Below are 24,914 nucleotides of genomic sequence, written 5' to 3' on the forward strand. Positions count from 1 at the left end.
CGAAGCGCATGCGGGGTCAGCCAGAAACGCGAACTTCTGGCCGCGCCAGCAATATCCGTTCCGGAATCGGCTGGTATTCCTGTCACCCTGATCCCCGATGTCCGCTATACGCCGTTAACGGCTGTAATTGGTCTTGGTCTTGAAGCCCGTGCATGCGCCGCGTGTCCATGGATCAGTTGCGCTTGCGGCGCAAGTCCGGTGCGAGGCGTTGTACAGATGGCGTTACGGTAAAAGCGTTACCATCTCTTTACTTCCCGGCGGCGCGATACAAGTCGTAAAACGCATCGACATGCCCCCGCCAGCCGAAGCGTGCGTCGAGCAGTGCATCCAGCGCGCCGGGATCGGGCCGGTCGATCGTCGACCAGTCCCGCGCGAACGCCGCGCCCGATGCCGGATCGGTGAAATCGACGATGCGGCCGAACCCCATCGTCTCGATCGTCCGTTCGAACGCGGGAATGGCATTTAGTACCGGGTAGAGATGTGCCGATGCCCCCTCGATCGCCGCCAGGCCGAACCCTTCATAGCTCGATGCCGACACGTAGACCGACGACCGGCGCACGATATCCGCGATCTCGGCATCGGTCGGCGTCACCACCACCTCGACCGCATCGGCGACGCCCGCCGCGGCGGCACGCTCGCGCAGGTCCGCCGCTTCCACGCCCATCGGCTTGCCTGCGATCACCAGCCGCCACGCCGGATCGACCGTGCGCGCCCGTGCGAACCAGGGCAGCAGTTCGAACAGCCCCTTGTTCGGCGCCAGCCGGCCGAAATAGAGCATCGTGTGCGCCGACGGATCGGCCAGCCCGCGAAACTTGTCGAGGCTGACGCCATTTTCGATCAGCCGCAAATTGCGCGGATGGATCTGCTGGAACCGGTCGTAATCCTGTGTACTCGATGCCCCGGTTGCGGCATAGGCCCGCATCGCGGTGCGGGTGACCGTCGCGAAATAGCGCAGCTTCATCTTGCCGGCGAATTGCGTGTGAAAGAACCCCCCATGGGTCGACAGCACCAGCGTGCGGCCATGGATCGGCTTGGTCAGCGCCAGATAGTCGAACAGGAAGTCGACGCCATGGACATGGACGATGTCCGCGCCGTTCAGATGGCGCAGCACGCCCGGCGCGATCGGATAGCGCTTCGACCCCTTCCACGGCACCCGGCGGATCTCGATCCCGTCGATCGCGTCGTGGTGCGGCAGCATGACCGTCGCATCGTCGTCGAAGATCGTGTCGAGCGTCACCACGCGCACGCCATGCCCGTCGCGTTGCTGGTATCGCGCCAGTTGCAGGACGCACTCCTCCATGCCGCCGATCCCGGGATGGAACTGGCGAACGACATGGACGATCGACAGGGGGCGATCGGCGCTCATGGACGCGGCTCCGCGCCGCCGGTGCGCAAGTCGGGTCCGGGGATCGGTCCGGGGCCGGCGGAAAGGGCTGGGTTCAGCATCCGTTGATACTCCGATGGAGGACAGGTCAGTCGATCGTCCTTGGAACATTCGATCTTGAACAGATAACGGTCGGGCCACATCCGGCCCCCACCCCACCAGGTGATGCCCAGCAGCACGTCGCTGTTCGCGCGCAGCTGCGCCACGGCATCGGCTCCGACGGCCACGCAGCCGGGCGGCACCGCAGCATAGTTGCCGAACGCCGATTCGGTAATGTACCCGCGCAGGCCGCGTCGCCGCAATTGCTTCGCAAACCGGTCGAAGCCGCTGTCGGTGCGCGGCTCGCCCTTGTCGTTGGTGCAATCGCGCTTCGTGCCCGAACCATCCGAGTCGAAATAGCGATGGCCGTTCAGGAACGTGCGGTCGATCGGGTCGAGCAGCCCCGGCGTGCGATCGAGCGCGCAGCCGGCACTCTGGCACGCGCCGTCCGCTCGCTCATGCTTGTCGAAACGCTGGATGCCCGAATATCCCGGCCATTGCAGCAGGATCGGATGGCGGATGCCACCCCGGCGCAATCCGGCGATCACCGCCTTGGCCTCGCTGGCCCACTGCATCCACTCGACATTGCCGGGTTCGTTGACCAGATCGATCATCACCGACCCGTCGTCGAGGAATTGGCGCGCCAGATCGGTCCAGAACGCGACCTGCTCGCCGACCGGGTTCCAGCGCGAATTGTGATTGTCGAGGATCAGCGGTACCCGGCGCGACCGCGTGAACGCGGCGATCGCCTTCAGCTCCTCGACCCGGTCGGGCGTCATCCGGCTCGGGCGGAACGGGTAGCGGATCAGGCCGAAGCGCAGCCGGTCGACGGCGTTGCGCACATCGGCCAGCGTCGGGCGCGGCGCATCGCTCTCCTTGCCCTCGGCCCCCGACAGATTGACGCCGAAGCGGGGTGGCGGCGCGGGACGGCGTGGCGGATCCTTGGGCTGGGCCTCCCCCTGCCCGTTGCATCCCGCGACCAACATCACGGCGGCCAGCAGCCAACCGGCACGCGTCACGACAATGCCCCCCGCCGCCGGGCAAGGGATCGGGCTGCATCGTTCATTAGCGACACCAGAAAATCCCCCAACAACCATCGCGGCCGCCACCAGAACAGCAACAGCGCCATCACTACCAGCACCGCCCCGGCGACGCCGAGCGTCACCACCGCCGGTACCGCCGCCCGCCGCAACGCCGCCACGACCGGCAGCACGACCGCGACGCCCAGCACCGCCAGCAGCACGCCGTGCAGATGGCTGCCGACGAACGCGCGCAGGTCGACGCCGGCGATGCGACAGGCGTTGACGTTGATGATGATATAGGATGCGACCACGGCGATGCTCCCTGCCAGTGCGACGGCTTCGATACCATAGGGATAGGCGATCAACGCACCGCCGACGACCATCGCCAGATACACGATCTGGTTCGTAATCATCGCACCGGTCGCGGCCTTTGCCCGCTGAAGCGATCCGCCGATCTTCGAACCCAGGCGGAAATAGCTTGCCGAACACAGGATCGCGAACGGCCCGATCACCGCCGCCCACCGCGATCCCAGAATGATCTCGATCACTTCCGGAGCCAGCACCGCCAGCAACGCCGACATCGGCATCCCGATCGCCGCCGTCAGTTCGGTCCCGCGCAGGAACGCCGCCCGCAACCGCACGGCATCGTCCTGCACCTGTGCCATCGCCGGAAACACCAGCCGTTCGGCGATGCGGGTATAGAGTTCGGACGGTACGCTCATCAGGTTGAAGGCGCGCGAATAGATGCCGAGCGCCGCGGCATCCATCGTCCGCCCGACCACCAGATTGTTCGAACGCAGCGCGAAGAAGTTCAGGATGCGCGCGACCGAGAAACCGGCGCTGCGCCCCATCAGCCGCTTCGTACCGGCGCGGGTCAGCAGCGGCCGCATCGGCGGACGGACGATCGCGACCAGCCACGCCGCCTTGACCACCGTCTCGACCAGCGCCGCCGCCACCAAGGCCCAATAGCCCCAGCCGAGCCATGCCAGCGCGATGCCGACCCCGCCGGTCCCGACGATCCGCGCCAGCACCTGCGCGATCATCACCCGCCGCACGTCGAGACGGCGGACCAGCAGGTTTTCGGGCACGATCCCGAACGACTGGATGACGAACACCAGCGCCAGCACCCGCAGGACTTCGGTCACGCCATCGATGTTCAGAAACGCACCCGCCAGCGGGGCCAACAGCTGTGCCAGCAGGAAATACCCGATGCCGCTCAGGAACACGAGCGTGCCGGCGACACGGACGTCGTCGCGGGTCAGCCCCGGCATCTGGACGATCGTCGCGCCGATTCCGACCTCGGCCAGCAACAGCGCCAGTTCGATGAAGATCGTCGCGCCCGCAATCACCCCGAAGTCACGCGGGAACAGGATGCGGGCAAGGACGGCGGTGAAGCCGAGTTCGATCGCCTTCGACGTCAGTTGCAGGGCGGTGGTCCACCCCGCCCCGGCCGCCAGGGTGCGTTTCATCGACCCCGGCGGACCGGCATTCGCCAACGGGTCCCGATCGTCGATACGGCTGTCGTCGCTCATCGATCGCGGGGCCGGTGCGAACGGGTCGGCGGACGCCCGAACCGAGCGCCCGCCGCCCGGATCAGAAAATGCGCTCGCGGACGAACAGCACGTCGTCGGGCAGGACCGGTGCGGCCAGTTCGGCCTCCAGCTCACGCCCGCCGCGATACAGCGTCACCTTGCGCTCCGACCCCGACAGGGTCGGGCCGCCGGCGCGGGCCAGCGCCTGACGGATGGTCATGCCCGGCGCAATCCCGAATGCGCCGGCATTGCCGATCTGGCCATAGACATAATATTGCGGCGCCGCGATCGCATAGACCGCATCGCCGGGCTGCATCGTGACATCGGGCTGCTGTCCGCGCGCGATCTGGGTCAGGCTATAGGTCGTCACCTTGCCGTCACGGCGCAGCTCGACGATGTCCGACCCGCCTTCGCGCAGACCGCCCGCCCGCGCCGCCAGTTCGCTCAGCTGGGTCGGCCGGTCGAGCGGCACCACCCCCGGCTTGGCGAATTCGCCAAGCACGGTGACCGTGCGGCTGGCATATTCGGCGATCTCGACATTGACGATCGGATCGTTGACGTAACCGCCGCGACGCAGCTGTTCCTGGATCGCGCTGGCCAGCGCCTGCGTCGTACGATTCGACGCCTCGACCCGGCCGACCAGCGGCAGGGTGATCGATCCGTCGGACTTGATGCGGGTCTTGGTCACCGAACCGCCCTGACCATAGATCGACACTTCGATCTGGTCCTCGGCCCCCAGCCGATATCCATCCCACGTCGCCTGCCCGGCGGCGGGTTGCGCGAGGGCGCACGGCATCGCAATCGCGATGGCCAGACTGACGAACGCCTTCATCCCCATATCCTTTCCCATCATATGCTCAGCATCGCCCGCAATGTCGTGGCAAAGCTGTCATAATCGTAAAAATCATTTTCGGCCGTACGCTGCCGGTACCGGGCGGCCAGTTCCAGCGTGATCGGCTGCGCCAATCGGTAGCGGACATCGGCCTGAGCGTTAAGCTGCGTATCGGACAGGCGCGGCTCCGCGACGAACAACGGGTCTTCCCCCTTGTAATCGCGCTGCGACAGCTGGACGCTCGCGCCGAACGATGTCCGCCGGCTGACCGTCAGCCGTGCGCCGAAGTCGACCTGATCCCGCAGGATATAGCTGACGCCAAGGTTGCCGCGCGCCGACACCGACCGGCCGAACGCGGCCGACAGCACGAATCGCGAGATCGGGGTATAGGATGCGTTGATCGAGTAGGTGATGCCGCTGAACGGCGTCGCCTGCGGCGATGCGGGATCGGCGGAGGTATAGCCGACCTCACCGCTCGCCTTGATCCGGGTACCGACGTCGCGCCCCACGCGCAGACCGGCCGACCGGATCTGCGTCACGTCGCGGACCGGCCCCTCGGGCGTATCGAAGACGCGCGCGCGGCGGATGGTCGAGAACGCACCGAACAATTGCGCCGTGCCGAGACTGGGCAAGCTGTAGCCGATGCCGACGCGCCCATCGACGATGTTCTGGTTCCGCAGCTGGCGGCGTTCATTGTCGACCTTGAAATATCCGGCCGAGGCGATCGGGTAGAAACCGGAGGGGCGTGGGCAGCTGGCGGCGATCGAATAATCGGTGGTCGTCGCGACGTTGCTGATGACGACGCCCAGATCCTCCAGATCGGACTGCGCCTGAACGAAGGTACCCAGCACCGTCGCCCGGCATTTCGGCCCGACGCGGATGTCGGCACCGCCGGTCAGCGCGATATCCTGCCGATTCAGGAAGTCGAACCGGTTGTTCCACACATAGCCGGCATAACCATTGGCAAAGATCCGCTGCCGCGCCAGCTGCCGGCTGTAATCCAGCGTCAGCCGGGGTGCGGTCGACAGGTTGTCGGTCGGCTGGTTCGTCCGCTGCTCGCCCAGGCGCAGGATATTGGTGTCGTAGGTTTCGACCAACGCCAGCGACAGGTCGAACTTGTTTTCCTGCGCCCGCGCGGGTGCCGCGGCCATGACAAGGCCGACCGCGCCAGCGGTCGCGGCGATGGCGACTGGACCCTTCATTCCCCGAACTCCCTGTCGGATGCGACGCACCCGGCCAACCGCTCTATGACTTTCCGATCGTCCGGTCAAAACCCGTACGCGACCGTTACGATACGGGCGGTATCCGGCACGCAACTGGTCCGATCGCCCGATCGGGTCGCCGTAACTATCGACTGCGCCGCGAAAAGTATATCCAATGCTGCACTGCGGCATCATTTTGACGTCGCACCATTGACCCTGCGCGCGTGGCAAGCCATTGCGTCGCCGAACGCGCGGATCGAGAATGCGCGCAGTACGCCACAGGGAGCGCGACATGAGCAAGGGACGGGTCGTGTTCGTGTCCGCGTTTCACGATTATCGCACCGCCAAGCGGGCGAGCATCCACCCGATCGCCAAGGCGCTGGCCAATACCGGGTACGACGTCACCTTCCTGTCGACGCGGTTCAGCCGGCTGTCGCGGCGCAAGGGTGATTCGCGACTGTTCCTGTGGGACCGGGCCAACCGCTTCGAAACGGTCGACAATATCCGCTGCTATCTGTGGCGCACCGCCTTCCACCCATTTGCCACGGGATCGAAGCTGGGCGACAAGGTGATGGGCACGCTGTTCCCGCTCTATGCCGAACTGCCCAATCGCGACGTCGACCGGATGTTCGCGGAGGCCGATTATCTGGTGGTCGAGGCGACGGTCGCAGCGGTGATGCTGCGGCGGATGCGCCGGCTGAACCCGACCGCGCGGATCATATATTACGCGACCGACCGGCTCGATACCGTCGGAGCCCATCCCTATGTCCGCCAGCGGCTGGAGGTCGATGGTGCGCTGGTCCACCACGTGAGCCTGCGCTCCAGCGTGATGGCGGAGGATTTCGGCTGGGCGACCGACCGGCTGACGCGGATCGGCTTCGGCATCGATCCCGACGATTTCGTCGACGACGGCGTCAATCCGTACGCGCCCGGCACGGTGAACGCGGTGTCGGTCGGGGCGATGCTGTTCGACCAGAATTTCTTCCGCATCGCTGCACCGGCGTTTCCCGATGTGCAATTCCACGTGATCGGCAGCGGCGCGACGTTCGACGCGCCACCCAACGTCATCCTGCACGACGAAATGCCGTTCCGCGCGACCCTGCCCTATCTGCGTCATGCGACGATCGGACTTGCCCCCTATCACCGCGCGGCCGGCGTCGAATATCTGGCGGAGTCCAGTCTGAAGCTCGCACAGTACGAATATCTCGGCCTGCCCGCCGTTTGTCCTGATTTCGCGTGCGGCGATGTCGCGTCGCGTTTCGGGTATCGTAACGACGATGCCGTATCGATCGGGGCGGCAATACGCGATGCGCTGGCGGCAGCGGGCAGCGTGGCACCGCGCGCTTTCCCGACATGGGACGGGATCGGCGAACGGTTGCTGCACCCCGAACGCTATCCGGACACCGCGTTGCCGGGCCACGCCCTACCGCATTCGAACCGATAGGCATTTGATGACGTTTATGCGATGCAAGGTCCGGACTGGCCAGCGCCAGCCCGCGGGGAAGGAGGCGGAATGTTCGATCAACTGATGGCGCGCGTCCGTCTGCTAATGCGAAAGCTCAACGGTGATACCGGCCGGATGCTGCCCAGCCCGCTGAAGGTCGCGGCGCAGGCTTCGCGCCCGCCGGTCCCCCGCGCGCCGACGACACCGGCCCGGGCCGCCACCCCCGACATGTCGCCCGAACGCCGTATCGAGCGTACCCGCGCACTCGCCGTCCGCCTGTTCGGCGCGAATCAGCCGGTCGACAATCCACGCGACCTGTTCGGGCGGGAGCTCGAACTGACGACGCTGCGCGAGGCGGTGCTCGAATCGGGCATGCACGCCGTGATCCACGGCCCGCGCGGCAGCGGCAAGACATCGCTGGTCCGCGTATTCGGCGATATGGCCGACGCGCGCGGCGCCACGATCATCTATCTGTCGTGCGCCGGCACCGGGGACTTCGGTCAGGTGATCCTGCCCTATCTCCATGAACTCGGCCCCGCCCCGTTCGGGTTGCGCGGGGACGAATATACCAAGGCGATCGACCTGTTGTCGGCCGCGCCGACGCCGCGCGCGGTCGCTGCGCTGCTGGCGCGGGCCGACCGCGACGACGTCGTCTTCATTCTCGACGAATTCGACCGGCTCGACGATACCGAGACCAAGGCGCAGCTGGCGTTGCTGCTGAAACTGCTGTCCGACATGCGGTCGCGGGTGCGGCTGCTGTTCGTCGGCATCTCGGGCGACGTCAGCGAACTGATCGACGTCCATGCTTCGGTCCGCCGCCACCTGACCGCGGTCGGGCTGAAACCGATCGCCGATGCCGAGGTGAAGAATTTCATCCGCCTGACCAGCAACGCCATCGGCCTGACGATGACGACGAGCGCGCTGGAAGCACTGCGCTGGGCGGCATGCGGTTCGCCCTATCACATGCGGCTGTTCAGCCTGCAGGCCTGTCTGGTCGCGATCGATCGCGGGCAGCAGGAGGTCGACGATGCGGCGATGACCGAGGGGCTGCGCCGCGCGCAGGCGGTCTGGCGGACGACCAATCCGCGCGACGACGAACTGTTCACGCGGCTGATCGGCGAACGCCGCTATCCGATCGCGCTGCTCGAAAGCTTTGCGCGCGCTTGCGCCAACCACCTCGAATTCACCGTCGCCGACCTGACCGACGCCCTGATCCGCGACGGCCATGATCCGGCGCAGGTGCCCCACTTGATCGAAAGTTTCGCCCCCGCGCTCGGTCGGATGCAGGAAGGATCGCAGCGGCTGGCGTTCGACGACGTGCTCGCGCCGCAATTGCTGCTGGCGATGTGCGTGACGACGCGGACGGGCACTGCCTCCGCATCGGCCGCCGACGAAGGAACCATGCAATGAATGTCTGGGACTATCTCGAGTCGCTGAAAAGCCGCTGGCGGCTGGTCGCGCTCGTCGCGCTCGCCTGCATCGTCGCAGTCGCGATCTGGACGTGGCAGTCGCCGCGCACCTACACCGCATCGTCGACCCTGCTGTTCGATCTGCAGCAATCCGATCCGGTCGCTGGCGGCAACGGCGCTGCCAAGGCGTCGGCGTCGGTGCTGGGTACGCAGGTCGACATCATCCGGTCGGGCGTCGTCGCGCAGCGTGTCGCCGAAAAGCTCGGGTACGACAAGGATCCCGACCTGATCCGGCGCTACCGCGAATCGGGCGAACAACGCATCGGCCTGCGCGAATGGATCGGCCGCCGGCTGGTCGCCCCGCTCGAAGTGGTGACTACCCGCACGACCAATGTGTTGTCGCTCAACTACAAGAGTGCCGACCCCGAAAAAGCCGCCCAGCTCGCGACCGCCTTTGCCGAGGCCTATGTGCAGACGCAGTTGCAGCTGCGCATCGATCCGGCCCGCGTCTATTCGCAGTGGTTCCGGTCGCAGATCAACGAGGCGCGCGACCGTCTGGAACAGGCGCAGCGTCGCCTCAGCGGCTTCCAGCAGGCACGCGGCCTCGTCGGCGCCGGCCGGTTCGACATCGAACAGGCGCAGCTGAGCGAACTGTCGCAACAGATGACCACGGCGCAGGCGGAAACCGCCCAGTCCCGTGCCCGCGCCAACACCTCGGTCGGATCGTCGTCCTCGGCACAGCAATCCGCCGTCGTACAGGGGCTGGACGGGCAGATCGCGACCAAGTCGGCGGAATTGCAACAATTGCGTCAGTCGCTTGGCCCGAACCATCCGATGGTCGTCGCGGCACAGGCACAGATCGCCGAATTGCGCGCCCGGCGTGGGCAGGCCGTCGGCACGGTCGTCGACGCGGTGCGCACCGACAGCGCCGCCGCCTCGGCGCGCGAGGCCAATCTGCGTGGCCTGGTCGCGGCACAGCGCGAGCGGGTGCTGCGGCTGGCCAGCGCGCAGGACGAAATGGCGGTGCTGCAACGCGACGTCGATTCGTCGCGCGCTGCCTATGACGCGGTCACCGCGCGATTGAACGAAGTCCGCCTGCAGAGCGAAATTCCGCAGACCAACGTCAGTGTGCTCGACCGGGCGACCGCGCCAACGCTACCGTCCAGCCCGGATGTCGGCTTGCGGGTGCTGCTCGGCATCGTCGGCGGCATCTTTGCCGGGATCATCCTCGCGCTGTTCCTCGAATGGCGCCGGCCCCGCGTACGCACCATCGACGGGTTCGAACGGGCGACCGGATTGCCGGTACTGGTCGATCTCAGCCGTGGTTCGGTCAATGTTGGTTTCGCCGGAAAGGAAGCATCGGCATGAGGTTGCGTTCCAGCACGTCGCGGTCAGCTGCGGATCGCTACAGCGACGTTGAAACTGCGCTGATCGACGCCAACCGGCTGGGTCGCGAGGAACTGGACCGGATCGAGGCGTATCGCGCACGGACCGGGGCCAGCTTCACCGAAGCAGTCGTCGACCTTGGCGTCGTCCTGCCCGAACAGGTTCAGCGTACGCTGGCGACGCGGGCCGAGGCAGGCACGCTGATCGATCCCGACGCCACCGGCGTCAGCCGCGCCGTCGTCGCCGCCTATGATCCCGACAATCCATTGACCGTAAAGCTGCGTGCGCTGCGCTCCAGCCTGTTCGCGATCGAGGATCTCGAACGCGGTGACCTGCGCGTGATCGTCGTCGCGGCGGTCGGGACCGACGATGCGCCGGGCGTCGCCGCGAACCTGGCGACGCTCGTCGCACAGCTTGGCCAACCGGGGCTGCTGGTCGATGCGAACTTCGCCGCCCCTACCCATCACAGCCTGTTCGCGGTCGACCCGGTCGAAGGCGTCACCTCGCTCCTGTCCGGTGCCGAGGACCGCGAAGCGACCGTGACCGAGACGCCGGTGCCGAACCTGTCGCTGATCGCCGCCGGCCCGGCAATCGCCGCGCTGCCGGAGACGGTCGAGCGCGTCTCACTGGTCGAACAGATCCGCGCCATCCGCCTCGGCCATCGCTTCGCGATCGTCGACGCCGGTCATCAGCCGCCCGAAATGATCGCCGCGATCGCGCGTGGCGCCGATGGGCTGCTGCTGGTGATCGAACGCACCCAGACGCCCTTTGCCGCGCTCGACGCGCTGTTGCCGCGCCTCGAAGCGGCCGACGTACCGGTTCTCGGCAGCATCCTGATCCGCTGAACTGCGGGCAGGACGGGCTCGCGGAGCCGTCCTGCCCGGTCAGTCGTCGGACTGGCGAAAATAGGCCAGCCGCTGCGCCAGAACCGGCCGCCCGATTCGCTCCCAGATCGCCGGCGACGTGTGCAGCCCGGCCAAAGCGTGGATCATCCGCACCTGCCAGCTTCCCGCTTCGCGCCGTGCCTGTTCGATCACCGGCCACCCCCGCGCGAAATCGCCCTTCACCATCAAGCGCGCGCCATACCAGGCGAGCTTGCGCGCCAGTACTTCCGGTCGTTGGCGGAGGAACGGGGCAAGATATCCATGCCGGTCGATCGGATCGTCCTCCCCCCGGTCCACCGCCAGCGCGCATTGCACGGCGAAGTCCGACAGATAGGCCTGCAGCACCAGCTTTTGCGGATCGGCGCTGACCCCGCCCGCCGGCTTGAACCGCCGGTACAGGATGTCGGGAACGATCGCATAATCGGTATGGCGCGACATGCGCAGCCACAGGTCGCGATCCTGCGCATAGCGGAAAAACTCGCGGTAACCGCCGACCCGATCGTACAACGCCCGGCGGAACATCGTCTCGCCATGAGTGAACAGGTTGCGGCCCAGCAGGACCTCGTGAAACGGCAGGCCGGCGGGTGGCCGGAATACCAGCGTCCCGTCCCCTACCGTCTCGTCATCCTCGACCCAGCATCCGACCACGCCGACCGACGGATCGTCGACCAGCACCTGCGCCTGTCGCGCGATCCGGTCGGGAAAGGACAGATCGCCCGAACCATGGATGGCGACGATCGCGCCGCTGCTCGCCCGGATGGCTTCGTTGATCGAGGCAACGAAGCCGCGATTGTCGCGCGAGATGATTTTGAGGCGAGGATCGTCGAACATCTTTAGCTGCGCCAGCGTATCGTCGGTCGATCCGTCGTCGACGATCACCAGTTCGAGGTTCGGATAGGTCTGCGCCAGGATGGTACCGACCGATTCCCTCACCCGGCTGCCACGATTGTAGAAGGCACTCACCACCGACACGCGGGGCAGGTCGGTCATTCGCTTTCCCTCTATCGTCCTGTCGCGACCGTCCTTACCGGCACCGCAGGCCATGCCGCGCGCAAAGTCTGGCCTGCAAGTACGAGACACTCCGCCTGCAGTCCGCCGGACTTCGATAGCGATGGCTGCCCGTCTTTTTTCCGCGATGACCGATGCAGGCGGAATGGTCGATGTACGGCTTCGTTCCCACGGCAGCAAGTGCGTGCAGCTACCCGTCTCCGGCATGACGATACCGTCCGTCTCCCTGGGGGACGAACGGTATCGTCGGCGCGACGCAGATCGTCGATCAGAGGATGAAGTCGCTGGCCGCCAGCTTGTAGTGGAACTCTTCCAGCCGGATGCCGAAATCCGCCTTGCCGTCGCCGTTCAGATCGACTTCGACCTGCGTGTAATCGTCGATCACTTCGTAGCGGAGTTGCCCGGCCTTCCGACCGAATTCGGCGGTGCCGATGAAGGTCATCGCCTGATTGCCGCCGATCTTGCTGTTGGCGTCCAATGCCGACAGGTCGATGACGTCCTCGCCGCGCGTGAAATCGAGGATGCGGTCCATCGTGCTGCCCTTGGATTCGTTGCCGGCGAGATAGCGGAAGGTGTCGCGCCCGGCTCCACCGGTCAGCCAGTCGCGATTGGTGCCGCCGGTCAGGATGTCGTCGCCGGCCCCGCCGGACAGCCTGTCCTCACCCTCGCCGCCTTCCAGCCAGTCCTTGCCGGCGCCGCCGGTCAGGATGTCGTCGCCCTTCAATCCGTACAGGTAATTGCCGGCGTCGTTGGCGGTCAGCTTGTTGTCGCTGCCGTTGCCCGTCCCGCGCCGTGCCCCACCGGACAGCGTCAGGTTCTCGACATTGGCGGCGAGCGTCCAGTCGATCGTCGCGATGACGGTGTCGTTGCCGGCCTTGTACGCCTCGACGGTCTCGTCGCCGACATTGTCGACATAATAGGTGTCGTTGCCGGTGCCGCCGATCAGGCGGTCCGCACCGCCCAGACCGTCGAGCACGTCATCGCCCCAGCCACCGTTCAGAATATTCCCCAGCGCGTTGCCGATGATGACGTTGTCCAGCTTGTTGCCGGTGCCGCTGATCGCGGTGCCGTCGAGCTTCAAATCCTCGAACGAATTGCCGAGAACCCAGTCCACGGTGGCATGAACCACGTCATGGCCCTCGCCGACCCGCTCGGTCAGCACGTCGCGGGCGTTATCGACATAATAGACGTCGTCGCCGAGGCCGCCGGTCAGGATATCGGCCCCCGCCCCGCCGTCGAGCACGTCGTTGCCCTTGCCGCCGATCAGGGTGTTGGCGGCATTGTCACCGATCAGCACGTCCTTGAAATTGCTGCCGACCACTTCCTCGATCGACACATATTTCACGCCGTCGAGCTTGACGGTGACACCTGCCGTGGCGGTCGAGAAATCGACCTTGTCGTAATTTGCGGCGGTGCCGATCCGCGGCACCGACGTCGTGCTATTGACCGTACCGGTCGAGACCGGATCGGGGGCCCACAACTGCGCGAGCCCGACATCACGACCATCGGCCAGGTTCGCCAGCAAGGTGTCGAGCGACGCCTTCCCGTTGCCATTCTTGTCGAGCAGGCCGACATTATAGCCGTTGAACCACTTGCCTGCGCCCCAATAGGTGCCCGACAGGCCGTAATCGTTCATCGCGTCGAGCATGTTGTCGAGCGCGACCTGCCAGCGCGGATCGTCCGAGGGGACGCCGAATTCGCCGATGAAGCCGCGCGCGCCCTTTTCCTCCAGCCACGCGACGAACGCCTGCAAGCGCTTTACGCCGATATCGGCGGTGGCCCCTTCCTGATCGTAGCTGCCGGCATAGGTACCCGACTGATTCTTGTCGAGGTAGAGATGCGCTTCGTAGACGATGTTGTCGGCCGGATCCTTGATGTCCAGATTGGGGTTGTTCGAACCCCAATTGGTCGCATTGGCCCAGCTCTCGCCCTCGACGAAGATCGTGGTCTTGTCGCCCAGCGCCCGGATCGCATCGACCGCCGCCTGCGCTGCCGCCGGCCACACCGTCTTGTTCGGCATGTTGTGCGGCTCGTTCATCAGGTCATAGCCATACACCGCCGGCTTGTCGCCGATGGCATCGGCCAGCTTCGCCCAGAAATCGGCGAACTTCTCGACCGGAACATCGGCCGTGCCGATCGCCTTGCCGGCAAAGCGTCCGAAATTGTGGACGTCGACGACGACCTTGATGCCCAGGCTCTGGGCATTGTCGAGGAACTTGGTCAGCCGCGCCATTTCCTGCTCGTCGAGCGGCCCGCCCAGCTTGTCCTGCAGACGTTCCCACTTCACCGGAAGACGAACGAGTTCGATACCCTTTTGCGCGTAAAAGGTCAGATCCTTCAGCGATGGGTAGACATAGTCATAGCCATAGCGGTCGCCCTTGCCGAACTCCGCACCAGACAGGTTGATACCAAGCATTTCAGACCCCGCAGCCGTCGCAGTTTGCGACCTTCCCGGTCTTTATGCTTCCAGGCCTGTCGATAATCGGTTGCGTGATCCGGCTAACACGTCGTTCATCACATTTTAGTCGTTACGCCTGCGATCCTTTAGGACGCCGAGGATGAACCGGGGATTACCGAGGACATAGCGGTCGAACATGCGCCGCGGCTCCAGCGCGAGGCGGTAGACCCATTCCAGCCGGGCCGCACGCAGCCAGCCCGGCGCACGCGGAATCGCACCCGAGGTAAAGTCGAGGAACGCGCCTACGCTCATCGATGCCATCCCGATCTTTGCCGCATGTTCCGCCGCAAAAATCTCCTGGCGCGGCTGGCCCATGCCGATGATCAGCAGGTTCGCACCCGATCGCGCAATCTCGTTGACCAGCGCTGGCTCTTCGTCCGGTTTGAAATAGCCGTCGCGCACGCCGATGATCCGATGTCGCGGATAACGCTCGGTGATGATCGCGCCTGCCTGTGCGGCAATGCCCGGCCGGCTGCCGAGAAGAAACAGGCGCAGGTCGTGGCGGCTCCGTTCGAAGAAGATCGGGATGAAGTCGCTGCCATTGACGTTCGCCGGGAACGGCGCACCGTATAACAGCTTGCGTGCCATATCGACGCCGATCCCGTCGTTCAGCACGAGGCTGTCGGAATAGGCATCGACCAGCCGCCGGTCGACGCGCGCCAGGTTGACGCTGTGCGCGTTGCAAAAGGTGACGCTGCCGCCATCGGCCGCGTCGATACGGTCGTCGACCGCCGCAACCGCTTCGTCGAACGTCAGAACGGCGATGTCGACCGGGCCGATCCTGCTGGTTTCCGCCTCGATCATTCCTGCTCCGTCGGGTTGGTATGTGCGCACTATGGTGAACCCGGCGCTAAGCCTGTTGCTCAACCGCCCCGCAACCGCGCTCGTAGCAATGCCTCGGACGGATAGTCAATCGAGGCGGGCCGATGACCGATACTGCCGATCCCTATACGGTACTCGATATCGATCGTGGAGCGGATCCGGACCAGATCAAGCGCGCCTTTCGCCGGATGATCGCGCGCTGGCATCCCGACCGGTCGTGCGATGCCGATGCCGCCGACCGCGCAGCGGCGATCATCAGCGCCTACCGCACGCTATCCGATCCCGAACGGCGTCGGATCGCCGACCGACGGAATGTCATGCGACCGATGCCGCCCGGAACCGAACGGCGACAATCCGTTCGCCGGACTTCGGATCGCGCTGCGGTGTCTCGATCGCGATACCGGGCCGTGCGGGTCCGCGACGGTGCGTCGGCGGCCGTTGCGCTCGCCCTCGTCGCCTATGTGCTTTCCCCTGATATCCGCGCCTATCAGCGCGACCGGGGCGACGGCGCCGCAATCGCAGCGGCGGTCATCGGGCCGGAACAATGAAAAGCCCGACACTTTCGTGCCGGGCTTTCCGTCCGTTACCGGAGAGACGCTTACGCGCTCGGGGTCGGGTCGAAGGTCGAGTCGGTCGTGCCGTAATAGTAATACGTCACGCCACCGATTTCGTTCGAACCGAGATACTTGACCGACGTCTGATCGGTGAAGCCCAGCTGGCCGCCCGGGCCACCCATCGGGTCGGTCGCCGCAGGACCGGTCGAACCCGAAATGTCGAGCACGCCGTTCTTGCCGAAGGTGACGGTGTCGTTCATGTCGCTGTCGAAGATCATCGACGTGCTGACGAGCAGATCGTCGCTGCCGAAGTTGCTGATCGTGTCGCCACCGAGGTTCAGACCCAGCGCGTTGTCATGGAACAGCACCTTGGCGCCGCCTGCCATGTTGAACGAGTTGTCGCCGACCGTGCCTTCGATCACGTTGGTGCGGCCGAAGGGTTCCCACAGGTTCTTCAGCGTTGCCGAGTCGGCATAGACGTAGCCGCCGTTCTTTTCACCGAGATAGCGCAGTTCGGTGATGTTGGCGTTTTCACCGGCGAGCTGCAGCTGGTCCTGACCGGCGTTGCGGCGGCTGACGCGATCGATGTCGAGAACGCCGTTCGAGCCGAACTGAATGAAGCCATCGCCATTTCCGTCAAAGATCTGACGGTTGTTGATGATCGAGTCGTTCGCGCCCCAGCCGAGGAACAGGTCGTTACCGACATTGCCGTTTGCGATCACGAACGCATTCGCGCCGTCTGCTGCCTGGTAGGTGTCGCTGTTGCCGTTGGCGACCACGTTCTGCTGGGTCGCAGTCGTGATCAGAACACTGTTATCACCGAAAGCCATAAAATAATCCTCCTTGTTGCCCCGGAGGTGCGCGGTGGTCGACGATCGACTCCCTGCACCATTCAGTCCCCCTTTTTCCGCACACAGGCAGGAAACAGGTTTGTCGAATGTCTTCCCCCGGGTCAGCAACGTCTCCTCGACGAGCACCGCATTTACTGTCGAGTAACCATTTCGTTCCCGGTCGGAGACAGGCTTTTACATATGTCTTGTTGCGGGACAGCACAAGCGTGGCAAAAATGTACCAAACCGGGACCAACTAGTTGAAATGCAACTGGTTCCCGCAAACGATATCGGGATCAGTACGTATGCGTTACGATCCCTTGACTTTGGCCATTTCCGACGGGGAATCCGCTGGTTACCACGGACCGCAGACAGGCCGCCTGTGGCAATTTTCAACCCGTCCGGTTGCGCCGCAATATTAGGTAGAGCGCACCCCCTCCGCCATGCCTTGGATGGGCACCGCGAATTGATGCGATGCGGTCGACATGGCGGCCAGCCGCGATCCAGTCGCCGATTGCGGCCCGAATCGCCCCGCGGGCATGGGGTCGTTCGGATTCGGCACGCGGCGGTCGACCGGTCACGACCAGCAACACCCGGTCGCCCCGCACGATAGCCCGTCCCAGTTCCTGATCGAGCCGGGCATGGGCCGCCGCCAGCGTGTGGCCGTGCAGATCGATGGTCGCATCGGGACTGACCAGCCCGCGCGCAAGCTTGTGGTCCCAGCTGGCGTCGAGCGTATCGCCGGGCGTCCGTGCCCCGCGCGCGGGCTTGAGGGCGGGTGCCACGACCGGACGAGTCGGTTTGGGTCTGGGTGCACCATGTTGTTCCAGCACGGCGAGAGGAGCGACGGGTCGCGCGCCGTGCAGCGGCTTTACCGCCGCGACGACCCGCGCCCACAGCGCCGCCTCACCCGGATCAAGGCGTCGGCCGGCCACTCGCGATCCGTGCAACGGTTCCGATCGGCACCAGCAGGAACGCCGTGCCGCGCGCGCTCATGCCGCCCGCGATCGCCCGCGCTTCGTCGCCCGCCCCCCAGAACGTATCGAAACGATTGGTGCCCTTGATCGCGCCGCCGGTATCCTGCGCCACCCACAGGCCGGAGGCATCGGTGCGATCCATCGACAGGAACACCGGCGCGCCCAGCGGCACGAAGCGGACATCGGTCGCCACGCTGGCATTGCCGGTCACTGGCAGGCCCATCGCGCCCAGCGGCCCCGGCCCGGTCAGTTCGCGAAAGAACACGAAGCTCTTGTTCTCGCGCATCACCGCGCGCCCCTGTTCAGGATTGGCGCGCAGCCACGCCATCAGCCCCTGCATCGACGCCTGCCCCGGCCCGATCAGCCCGCGGTCACGCATCAGCTTGCCGATGCCGGTATAGTCGCGACCATTCTGCCCGGCATAGCCGATGCGCATGACTCCGCCATCGGGCAGCCGCAGCCGCCCCGAACCCTGTACCTGCAAAAAGAACATCTCGACCGGATCGGCCGCCCACGCGATTTCGAGGCCGCGTCCGGCCAGCGCGCCTTCCTCGATCGCCGTTCGATCATAATAGGGTATCAGCTTCGCGCCATCGACCCGACCGCGAACCCGCTTGCCCTTCAGATCGGTCGAAAACAGGCCGAGATCGGCCTCGACCAGATCGCCCGGCACACCATAGACCGGTGTTTCATAGCCCGGTTGCCGCGTTCGCGATCCGTGGATTTCCGGTTCGTAATAGCCGGTGGCGAACGCCTTGCCGTCGCCTACCTGCGCGGTTTCGAACCATTGCCCGAAGAATGCCCGCGCCTGCCCCGTCCCTGTCGACCGTGCCGCATCACACGCGCCCTGCCAGTCGGCCCCCTGCGTCAGCCCGGTCGGATCGGTCCGCCGCACCAGCGAGGAACAGGAGATGCGAAACGCCGCCAGCGCGCGCGCGGCAGATTCTTCGGTCAGTGGCAGCGTCGCGACCGGCGGTCCGGCAACGACCCCCGCCGCAAGCGCCGTGGCAGCGCCATCGACCGCAGTGCCGCCGGTAATCGGCGGCAGCGGGACCGCACCGGTCGGCTGACGAACCGCAACCGGGCGCTGCACCGGTGCCTGAGCGCGGGCGGCAGGACGCGCCGACGTCGTCGTCTCCACGCCCCGCGGCACGATCGCATTCGAACAGCCAACCAGCAGCAGCGCGGCAAGCGCCGCCAATCCCCCTTTGCGCATCGACGTCAGGCTTCGTCGGTATCGGCAAGCTTCCAGTTCGGGTCGTTGCTCTTGAGCACCCGCAGGAACGTCCAGACGTCATGCGTCTCGACCGCGTCGGACATCGAGCCCGCGACGATATTGCCGTCGGCATCGCGGGTGATCGCGGCGATATCGGCATCGAAGCGCACCGATACGCGCGCCACGCCACCTTCGACAGACGCCTCGGTCACGACCGCGCGTTCGATCGATACCAGCCGGTTGTCGAGGACATGGCCCGCCGCGTTGCGATCGGCGATCGCCTGCGCGAACGCGTCCCGCACATCGCGCTCGGTCAGCCACTCCAGCGTTGCCTCATCGCCCTTCCAGAAGGCTTCGAGGATCATGCGATAGGCCGACTTCGCCCCTTCGACGAACTGCGCGACGTCGAACGACGGGTCGGCGGCGATCAGCGCGCGCAGACCGCTTTCGGCCCCGCTGTCGACATGACGCGGACCCAGCACACGCGCTTCGGGCGTCACTTCGATCGGGCGTGCGGTCGCGGGCGTCGCAATCCGCTCGTCCGCGGTGCGCGGCAAGGGTTCATGACCGGTACGCTTCCCCAGCACGGCATAGAGCCGCATTGCGAGAAACGCCGCGACCATCGCGAGCAGGACGACAAAAACCACCATGCCTTCACTTCCTTCCATCGATCGGACATAGGACCGAACGAGCGCGGATACAAACGGCGTGACGGCCTTACGTTCGCCCGGGTGGTCGACCCGTTGAATCGTGGTCGGGCCGCTGCTAGTCCGCGCCATCTTAACGCGGGAAGCGCCAAAGCTATCCGCCCGAGCCGACAGGGATCGACATGGACGAACAGAACGCCGCAGGCGGCATCGACGCTTTTGCCAACGGGGACGACAGCCAGCCGGCGGTCAACGTCATCACGCAATACGTCAAGGACCTCTCGTTCGAAAATCCCGGCGCGCCGGGCGTCTATCAGATCGCCGGTCAGCCCAAGCTGGACGTGCAGTTCAACATCGGCGCCAACCAGGTCGGCGACGATGTCCACGAAGTCGTGCTGAAGATCGAAGCGCGTGCCGAGGTCGAGGATCAGGTCATGTATCTGGTCGACCTGTCGTTCGCCGGCCTGTTCGGCCTGCGCAACATTCCGGCCGAACATCTGCAACCCTTCCTGCTCGGCGAAGCCCCCCGCATCCTGTTCCCCTTCGCCCGCCGCGTGCTGGCCGATGCGGTGCGCGATGGCGGCTTCCCGCCGCTGCTGCTCGAACCGATCGACTTCGCGCAGCTCTATCTGTCGCAGGCCGAACAGCAGGGCGCGCTCGGCGAAGTCGCCGGCCACGCCTGAACTGGAGCCGATCGACATTCCGTCCGCCGCGCGGGGCTGTGACCGACGGACGTCCTGTCGTCACTCCCGCGCAGGCGGGAGTCCATATGCGCAGAGGTCGCCAATCCATTGGAAACCGTAGCGGCCATGGATTCCCGCCTCCGCGGGAATGACGAAACAAGATGGAGTCGTTCAATGTCGATCGGTCCTGATGAGCACGGCCGCGGACTGACGGCATGAAACTCGCGAAATCACTGGGGTCGGTCGGCGGGCTGACATTGGCCAGCCGCGTGCTGGCGCTGGGTCGCGACTCGCTCCAAGCCACGTTCGTCGGCGCGGGGTTCGCGTCGGACGCGTTCCTCGTCGCCTTTCGCCTGCCCAACATGTTCCGCGCCTTGTTTGCCGAAGGGGCGTTCAACGCCGCCTTCGTGCCGCTCTTCAACAAAAAGGTGGCCGAGGGTGATGCGGCGGCGGAGGGTCAGGGGCTGCCCGCCGCGCTCGGCTTTGCGCAGGCGGTGCTGTCGGTACTGCTGCCGGTGCTGGTCGCCGCGACGGTCGTGATGCTGATCGCCGCATGGCCGCTCACCTATCTGCTATCGGGCGGGTTCAAGAACCCGACGACCGAACAATTCGCCTATGCGGTCATGCTGTCGCGGATCACCATTCCCTATCTGCTGCTGATCTCGATCGTGTCGCTGCTCGGCGCGATCCTCAATTCGCTCGATAAATTCTGGGTCAATGCCGCAGCACCCATCCTGCTGAACGTCGCGATGGTCGCCGGGCTGCTGTTCTTCCACGGCCCCGACCCGTACGCGACGGCGCGGGTACAGGCATGGGCGGTCACCGTCGGTGGCGCGTTGCAGCTCGGCTGGGTGATGTTCGCCTGTCGTCAGGCCGGCGTGTCGCTCCGCCCGCAACGCCCGCGCCTGACGCCGGAAGTGCGCGAGATGCTGCGCCTGATCGTCCCCGCCGCGATCGGCGCGGGCGCGATGCAGATCAACCTGCTGATCTCGACCGCGTTGTCGGGGCGGCTGCTCGATCAGGGATCGATCTCCTACATCTATTATGCCGACCGGCTGAACCAGTTGCCGCTCGGGCTGATCGGCATCGGTCTCGGCACGATCCTGCTGCCCACCATTTCGCGGCAACTGGCGCGCAGGGAAGACGCGGCGGCGATGGACACCCAAAATCGCGGCATCGAACTGGCACTGTTGCTGACGCTGCCCGCGACCATCGCCTTCCTGACCGTCGCCGAACCGATCCTCCGGGCGCTGTTCCAGCATGGTGCCTTCGGTCCCGAGGATACGCTGCGCAGCGCCCAGTCGCTGGCCGCCTTCTCGCTCGGCCTGCCCGCCTATGTCCTCATCAAGGTGATGACGCCCGGCTTCTATGCGCGCGAGGATACGCGGACGCCGGTGCGGTTCGCGATGATATCGATCGTCATCAACATCGTCCTGAACCTCGCCTTCATCCCGACCATCGCCCATATCGGCCCGCCGCTCGCCACCGCCGTCGCGGCATGGGTCAACTTCGCCATGCTCTATGGTACGCTCCGGCGACGGGGCCATTTCGCGTTCGACCGGCAACTGACCCACCGCCTGCCGCGCTTCGCCATCGCTTCGCTGTTGATGGGTGCCGCGCTGTTCTTCGCCGACCGGATCGTCGCGCCATGGACCACCGGCGAAGTGCTGACCCGTATCATCGGCATGGTCGCGCTGGTCGGGGCCGGGGCCGTCGTCTACGGCCTTGCCTGCCTTGCCACCGGAGCGTTCCGGCTGGCCGATCTCCGCGCGCTGCTGCGTCGGCGCGCCGCCTGATAGGATAGAAACATGCGTGTCGTCTCCGGCATCCAGACCACCGGCAATCTTCATCTCGGCAATTATCTGGGCGCGATCCGCAACTGGGTACGGTTGCAGGACCGGATGGGCGCCGACGATGTCTGCCTGTTCTTCCTGGCCGACCTGCACGCGCTGACCGTGACGCAGGACCCGAAGGAAATGGCGTCGAACACGATCGAGATGGCGGCGACTTTGCTCGCGGCCGGCATCGATCCCGACCGCTCGATCCTGTTCAATCAGGCGCGGGTGCCGGCGCATAGCGAGCTGGCATGGATTCTCGGCGGCACCGCCCGCGTCGGCTGGCTCAATCGCATGACCCAGTGGAAGGACAAGGCCGGCAAGAACCGCGAAGGTGCCAGTGTCGGCCTGTTCACCTATCCGGTGCTCCAGGCCGCCGACATTCTTGCGTACCGGGCGACGCACGTTCCGGTCGGCGAGGACCAGAAACAGCATCTCGAACTCGCGCGCGACATCGCGACCAAGTTCAACCTCGATTTCAACGTCGATCTGTTCCCGCTGCCCGAACCGATGATCCCCGAGGATACGCCGCGCATCATGTCCCTGCGCGACGGCACCGCCAAGATGTCCAAGTCCGACCTGTCGGACCTGAGCCGCATCAACCTGATCGATTCGGACGATCAGATCATGGCCAAGTTCCGCAAGGCCAAGACCGATCCGGAACCCCTGCCGTCCGAAGTCGCCGGGCTGGCGGAGCGGCCCGAGGCGCGCAACCTCGTCACCATCTATGCCGCGCTGTCGGGGGAGACGTCGCAGGACGTACTCGCCAACTTCGGCGGCCAGGGGTTCGGCGCATTCAAGCCCGCGCTCGCCGATCTGGCGGTCGCCAAGCTCGGCCCGATCCGCGATCGGCTGGTGGCGCTGCTCGGCGATCGCGCGGCGGTCGGAGCGACACTGGCCAAGGGCGCGGCGAAAGCCGAGGCGCTGGCCCGGCCTACCCTGTTGGCGGCGCAGCAGGCGTTGGGGCTGCAAGTTTGAATATTTGTTTTATTTAATCGGATGCCACGGATAATTATGTGTTGTCCGTGGCACCTTCGTCACCTTATGCGTTCGGGAACACCCACTACAGGGGAAGCCGTTCGTGACCAGCACCACCGTCGACACCAAGCCCTTTACCGATCAGAAGCCCGGCACGTCGGGCCTGCGCAAGAAGGTGCGGGTATTCCAGCAGCCGCATTACGCCGAAAACTTCATCCAGTCGGTGTTCGACGTGGTCGAGGGAAAGGCCGGCGCTACGCTGGTGATCGGCGGCGACGGCCGTTATCTGAACCGCGACGTCATCCAGACCGCGATCCGCATGGCCGCCGCCAATGGCTTCGCCCGCGCGATCGTCGGACAGGGCGGCATCCTGTCGACCCCCGCCGCCTCGAACGTCATCCGCCGGCGCGGTGCGATCGGCGGCCTTGTCCTGTCGGCCAGCCATAATCCCGGCGGCCCGGACGAAGACTTCGGCATCAAATACAACGTGTCGAACGGTGGCCCCGCCCCCGAAAGCTTCACCGACGCGCTCTATGCCCGCACGCTCGACATCGACCGCTATGCCATCAGCGACGTGACCGGCATCGACCTCGATTCGCTCGGCGAACAGGATGTCGACGGCATGACCGTCGAGGTGGTCGATTCGGTCGCCGCCTATGCCGACCTGATGGAGACGCTGTTCGATTTCGCCGCGATCCGCGACCTGATCGCCGGCGGCTTCCGCCTGTCGTTCGACGCGATGAGCGCAGTGACCGGTCCCTATGCGACCGAGATCCTCGAACGCCGTCTCGGTGCCGCACCGGGTACCGTCGTCAACGGCACCCCCCTGCCCGATTTCGGCGGGCATCACCCAGACCCCAATCTGGTCCATGCCCATGAACTGTACGACCGGATGATGGCCGCCGACGCGCCCGAGTTCGGCGCGGCGTCGGACGGCGACGGCGACCGGAACCTCATCATCGGCCGCGGCATCTTCGTGACCCCGTCCGATTCGCTCGCGGTGCTCGCCGCCAACGCCCATCTTGCCCCCGCCTACAAGGACGGCATCGCCGGCATCGCCCGATCGATGCCGACCTCCGCCGCCGCCGACCGCGTTGCGCAGGCGCTGAACGTGCCGCTGTACGAAACGCCGACCGGCTGGAAATTCTTCGGCAATCTACTCGACGCCGGCCTCGTCACCATTTGTGGCGAGGAAAGCGCCGGCACCGGATCGGACCATGTCCGGGAGAAGGACGGGCTGTGGGCGGTGCTGCTCTGGCTCAACATCCTTGCCGCCCGCCGCCAGCCGGTCGCCGAGATCATGGCCGACCACTGGGCGCGCTATGGCCGCAACTATTATGCGCGGCATGATTATGAGGGCGTCGAACAGGCGGGGGCCGACGCGCTGGTGGCGTCGCTGCGCGATCGTCTCGCCACGCTGCCGGGCACCATGATCGGCGACCTGACCGTGTCGGAGGCCGACGACTTCGCCTATCATGACAGCACCGACGGATCGGTCAGCCGCAAACAGGGCATCCGCATTCTGTTCGCCGACGGATCGCGCATCGTGTTCCGCCTGTCGGGCACCGGCACGCAAGGCGCGACGCTGCGTGTCTATATCGAACGCTACGAACCGGCCGAGGGCGATCTGGCGCAGGAAACCGGTGACGCGCTGGCCCCGCTGGTCGCCGCTGCCGAGACGCTCGCCGCGATCCAGCAGCATACCGGCCGCAACGAGCCGGACGTTATTACGTAAGAAGGGGGTTCACGCGGAGGCGCGAGGGCGCGGAGGG

Annotated in this window: 21 protein-coding genes; 9 read left to right on the forward strand and 12 right to left on the reverse strand. The window is 65.7% G+C overall.

Features of this window, described 5'->3' with window-relative positions:
- Positions 1-247 precede the first annotated feature (247 nt).
- From ASE91_RS08355 to ASE91_RS08375, 5 genes are all read right to left on the reverse strand, one after another.
- Positions 248-1,366, reverse strand: coding sequence for a glycosyltransferase family 4 protein (locus tag ASE91_RS08355; RefSeq protein WP_056624899.1), 1,119 nt, complete (start codon positions 1,364-1,366; stop codon positions 248-250).
- Positions 1,363-2,442, reverse strand: coding sequence for a cellulase family glycosylhydrolase (locus ASE91_RS19930; protein ID WP_056624902.1), 1,080 nt, complete (start codon positions 2,440-2,442; stop codon positions 1,363-1,365). Before ASE91_RS19930 ends, ASE91_RS08355 begins: the two co-directional genes overlap by 4 nt.
- Positions 2,439-3,977, reverse strand: a complete 1,539-nt coding sequence (locus ASE91_RS08365) for a lipopolysaccharide biosynthesis protein (protein WP_056624905.1) — start codon at positions 3,975-3,977, stop codon at positions 2,439-2,441. The genes ASE91_RS19930 and ASE91_RS08365 overlap by 4 nt, the downstream gene beginning before the upstream one ends.
- A gap of 61 nt (positions 3,978-4,038) precedes the next feature.
- Positions 4,039-4,827: a polysaccharide biosynthesis/export family protein gene (locus tag ASE91_RS08370; protein WP_056624908.1), complete on the reverse strand. Its 789-nt coding sequence runs from the start codon at positions 4,825-4,827 to the stop codon at positions 4,039-4,041.
- Positions 4,827-6,011 (reverse strand): outer membrane beta-barrel protein, encoded by a 1,185-nt coding sequence (locus ASE91_RS08375; protein ID WP_056624913.1) that lies wholly within the window; start codon positions 6,009-6,011, stop codon positions 4,827-4,829. The genes ASE91_RS08370 and ASE91_RS08375 overlap by 1 nt, the downstream gene beginning before the upstream one ends.
- 292 nt (positions 6,012-6,303) lie before the next feature.
- On the opposite strand from ASE91_RS08375, the gene ASE91_RS08380 reads away from it, so the two are divergent.
- The 4 genes from ASE91_RS08380 to ASE91_RS08395 all read left to right on the forward strand — a co-directional run bounded on the left by ASE91_RS08380 (position 6,304) and on the right by ASE91_RS08395 (position 11,095).
- Entirely contained in the window at positions 6,304-7,455 is a 1,152-nt protein-coding gene (locus ASE91_RS08380) for a GumK N-terminal domain-containing glycosyltransferase (protein ID WP_056624915.1), read from the forward strand.
- A 69-nt stretch (positions 7,456-7,524) separates the two neighbouring features.
- Positions 7,525-8,865, forward strand: coding sequence for an ATP-binding protein (locus ASE91_RS08385; RefSeq protein ID WP_056624918.1), 1,341 nt, complete (start codon positions 7,525-7,527; stop codon positions 8,863-8,865).
- On the forward strand, positions 8,862-10,232 hold the full coding sequence (locus ASE91_RS08390) for a GNVR domain-containing protein (protein ID WP_056624921.1): 1,371 nt from the start codon (positions 8,862-8,864) through the stop codon (positions 10,230-10,232). Before ASE91_RS08385 ends, ASE91_RS08390 begins: the two co-directional genes overlap by 4 nt.
- Entirely contained in the window at positions 10,229-11,095 is an 867-nt protein-coding gene (locus ASE91_RS08395) for a hypothetical protein (protein ID WP_156357740.1), read from the forward strand. The genes ASE91_RS08390 and ASE91_RS08395 overlap by 4 nt, the downstream gene beginning before the upstream one ends.
- Before the next feature lie 39 nt (positions 11,096-11,134).
- Here the strand turns inward: ASE91_RS08395 and ASE91_RS08400 are convergent, their stop codons facing one another.
- The 3 genes from ASE91_RS08400 to ASE91_RS08410 all read right to left on the reverse strand — a co-directional run bounded on the left by ASE91_RS08400 (position 11,135) and on the right by ASE91_RS08410 (position 15,404).
- Entirely contained in the window at positions 11,135-12,124 is a 990-nt protein-coding gene (locus ASE91_RS08400) for a glycosyltransferase (RefSeq protein ID WP_056624927.1), read from the reverse strand.
- Between the two features lie 286 nt (positions 12,125-12,410).
- Positions 12,411-14,558, reverse strand: coding sequence for a cellulase family glycosylhydrolase (locus ASE91_RS08405; RefSeq protein ID WP_056001919.1), 2,148 nt, complete (start codon positions 14,556-14,558; stop codon positions 12,411-12,413).
- 105 nt (positions 14,559-14,663) lie between these two features.
- A complete protein-coding gene (locus ASE91_RS08410) occupies positions 14,664-15,404 on the reverse strand; it encodes a WecB/TagA/CpsF family glycosyltransferase (RefSeq protein ID WP_056624930.1) in 741 nt (246 codons plus the stop codon).
- Between the two features lie 122 nt (positions 15,405-15,526).
- On the opposite strand from ASE91_RS08410, the gene ASE91_RS08415 reads away from it, so the two are divergent.
- Complete coding sequence (locus ASE91_RS08415; RefSeq protein ID WP_056624933.1) at positions 15,527-15,970, forward strand: J domain-containing protein; 444 nt, start codon at positions 15,527-15,529, stop codon at positions 15,968-15,970.
- Between the two features lie 50 nt (positions 15,971-16,020).
- Here the strand turns inward: ASE91_RS08415 and ASE91_RS08420 are convergent, their stop codons facing one another.
- The 4 genes from ASE91_RS08420 to ASE91_RS08435 all read right to left on the reverse strand — a co-directional run bounded on the left by ASE91_RS08420 (position 16,021) and on the right by ASE91_RS08435 (position 19,649).
- The gene (locus ASE91_RS08420; RefSeq protein ID WP_156357741.1) at positions 16,021-16,953 is read right to left on the reverse strand and encodes a hypothetical protein; all 933 of its coding nucleotides are present in this window, start codon (positions 16,951-16,953) and stop codon (positions 16,021-16,023) included.
- A 245-nt stretch (positions 16,954-17,198) separates the two neighbouring features.
- Entirely contained in the window at positions 17,199-17,741 is a 543-nt protein-coding gene (locus ASE91_RS08425; protein ID WP_056624936.1) for a Smr/MutS family protein, read from the reverse strand.
- Positions 17,722-18,999 (reverse strand): murein transglycosylase A, encoded by a 1,278-nt coding sequence (gene mltA, locus ASE91_RS08430; protein WP_056624939.1) that lies wholly within the window; start codon positions 18,997-18,999, stop codon positions 17,722-17,724. Before mltA ends, ASE91_RS08425 begins: the two co-directional genes overlap by 20 nt.
- A 5-nt stretch (positions 19,000-19,004) precedes the next feature.
- Entirely contained in the window at positions 19,005-19,649 is a 645-nt protein-coding gene (locus ASE91_RS08435; protein WP_443024528.1) for a Tim44/TimA family putative adaptor protein, read from the reverse strand.
- A 179-nt stretch (positions 19,650-19,828) separates the two neighbouring features.
- Between ASE91_RS08435 and secB the strand changes: the two genes are divergently transcribed.
- From secB to ASE91_RS08455, 4 genes are all read left to right on the forward strand, one after another.
- Entirely contained in the window at positions 19,829-20,329 is a 501-nt protein-coding gene (gene secB, locus ASE91_RS08440) for a protein-export chaperone SecB (RefSeq protein ID WP_056001935.1), read from the forward strand.
- A gap of 215 nt (positions 20,330-20,544) precedes the next feature.
- Entirely contained in the window at positions 20,545-22,125 is a 1,581-nt protein-coding gene (gene murJ, locus ASE91_RS08445; protein ID WP_056624942.1) for a murein biosynthesis integral membrane protein MurJ, read from the forward strand.
- 12 nt (positions 22,126-22,137) lie between these two features.
- A complete protein-coding gene (trpS, locus tag ASE91_RS08450; RefSeq protein WP_056624945.1) occupies positions 22,138-23,142 on the forward strand; it encodes a tryptophan--tRNA ligase in 1,005 nt (334 codons plus the stop codon).
- A 103-nt stretch (positions 23,143-23,245) separates the two neighbouring features.
- Complete coding sequence (locus ASE91_RS08455) at positions 23,246-24,877, forward strand: alpha-D-glucose phosphate-specific phosphoglucomutase (protein WP_056624949.1); 1,632 nt, start codon at positions 23,246-23,248, stop codon at positions 24,875-24,877.
- Positions 24,878-24,914 lie beyond the last annotated feature (37 nt).

It is taken from the genome of Sphingomonas sp. Leaf62 (assembly GCF_001421915.1).
GTDB lineage: Bacteria > Pseudomonadota > Alphaproteobacteria > Sphingomonadales > Sphingomonadaceae > Sphingomonas.

Coding starts and splice junctions, on each gene's coding strand:
- ASE91_RS08355 (WP_056624899.1), bottom strand. CDS start 1,366: ATGAGCGCCGATCGCCCCCTGTCGATCGTCCATGTCGTTCGCCAGTTC.
- ASE91_RS08365 (WP_056624905.1), bottom strand. CDS start 3,977: ATGAGCGACGACAGCCGTATCGACGATCGGGACCCGTTGGCGAATGCC.
- ASE91_RS08370 (WP_056624908.1), bottom strand. CDS start 4,827: ATGGGAAAGGATATGGGGATGAAGGCGTTCGTCAGTCTGGCCATCGCG.
- ASE91_RS08375 (WP_056624913.1), bottom strand. CDS start 6,011: ATGAAGGGTCCAGTCGCCATCGCCGCGACCGCTGGCGCGGTCGGCCTT.
- ASE91_RS08380 (WP_056624915.1), top strand. CDS start 6,304: ATGAGCAAGGGACGGGTCGTGTTCGTGTCCGCGTTTCACGATTATCGC.
- ASE91_RS08385 (WP_056624918.1), top strand. CDS start 7,525: ATGTTCGATCAACTGATGGCGCGCGTCCGTCTGCTAATGCGAAAGCTC.
- ASE91_RS08390 (WP_056624921.1), top strand. CDS start 8,862: ATGAATGTCTGGGACTATCTCGAGTCGCTGAAAAGCCGCTGGCGGCTG.
- ASE91_RS08395 (WP_156357740.1), top strand. CDS start 10,229: ATGAGGTTGCGTTCCAGCACGTCGCGGTCAGCTGCGGATCGCTACAGC.
- ASE91_RS08400 (WP_056624927.1), bottom strand. CDS start 12,124: ATGACCGACCTGCCCCGCGTGTCGGTGGTGAGTGCCTTCTACAATCGT.
- ASE91_RS08405 (WP_056001919.1), bottom strand. CDS start 14,558: ATGCTTGGTATCAACCTGTCTGGTGCGGAGTTCGGCAAGGGCGACCGC.
- ASE91_RS08410 (WP_056624930.1), bottom strand. CDS start 15,404: ATGATCGAGGCGGAAACCAGCAGGATCGGCCCGGTCGACATCGCCGTT.
- ASE91_RS08415 (WP_056624933.1), top strand. CDS start 15,527: ATGACCGATACTGCCGATCCCTATACGGTACTCGATATCGATCGTGGA.
- mltA (WP_056624939.1), bottom strand. CDS start 18,999: ATGCGCAAAGGGGGATTGGCGGCGCTTGCCGCGCTGCTGCTGGTTGGC.
- ASE91_RS08435 (WP_443024528.1), bottom strand. CDS start 19,649: ATGGTGGTTTTTGTCGTCCTGCTCGCGATGGTCGCGGCGTTTCTCGCA.
- secB (WP_056001935.1), top strand. CDS start 19,829: ATGGACGAACAGAACGCCGCAGGCGGCATCGACGCTTTTGCCAACGGG.
- murJ (WP_056624942.1), top strand. CDS start 20,545: ATGAAACTCGCGAAATCACTGGGGTCGGTCGGCGGGCTGACATTGGCC.
- trpS (WP_056624945.1), top strand. CDS start 22,138: ATGCGTGTCGTCTCCGGCATCCAGACCACCGGCAATCTTCATCTCGGC.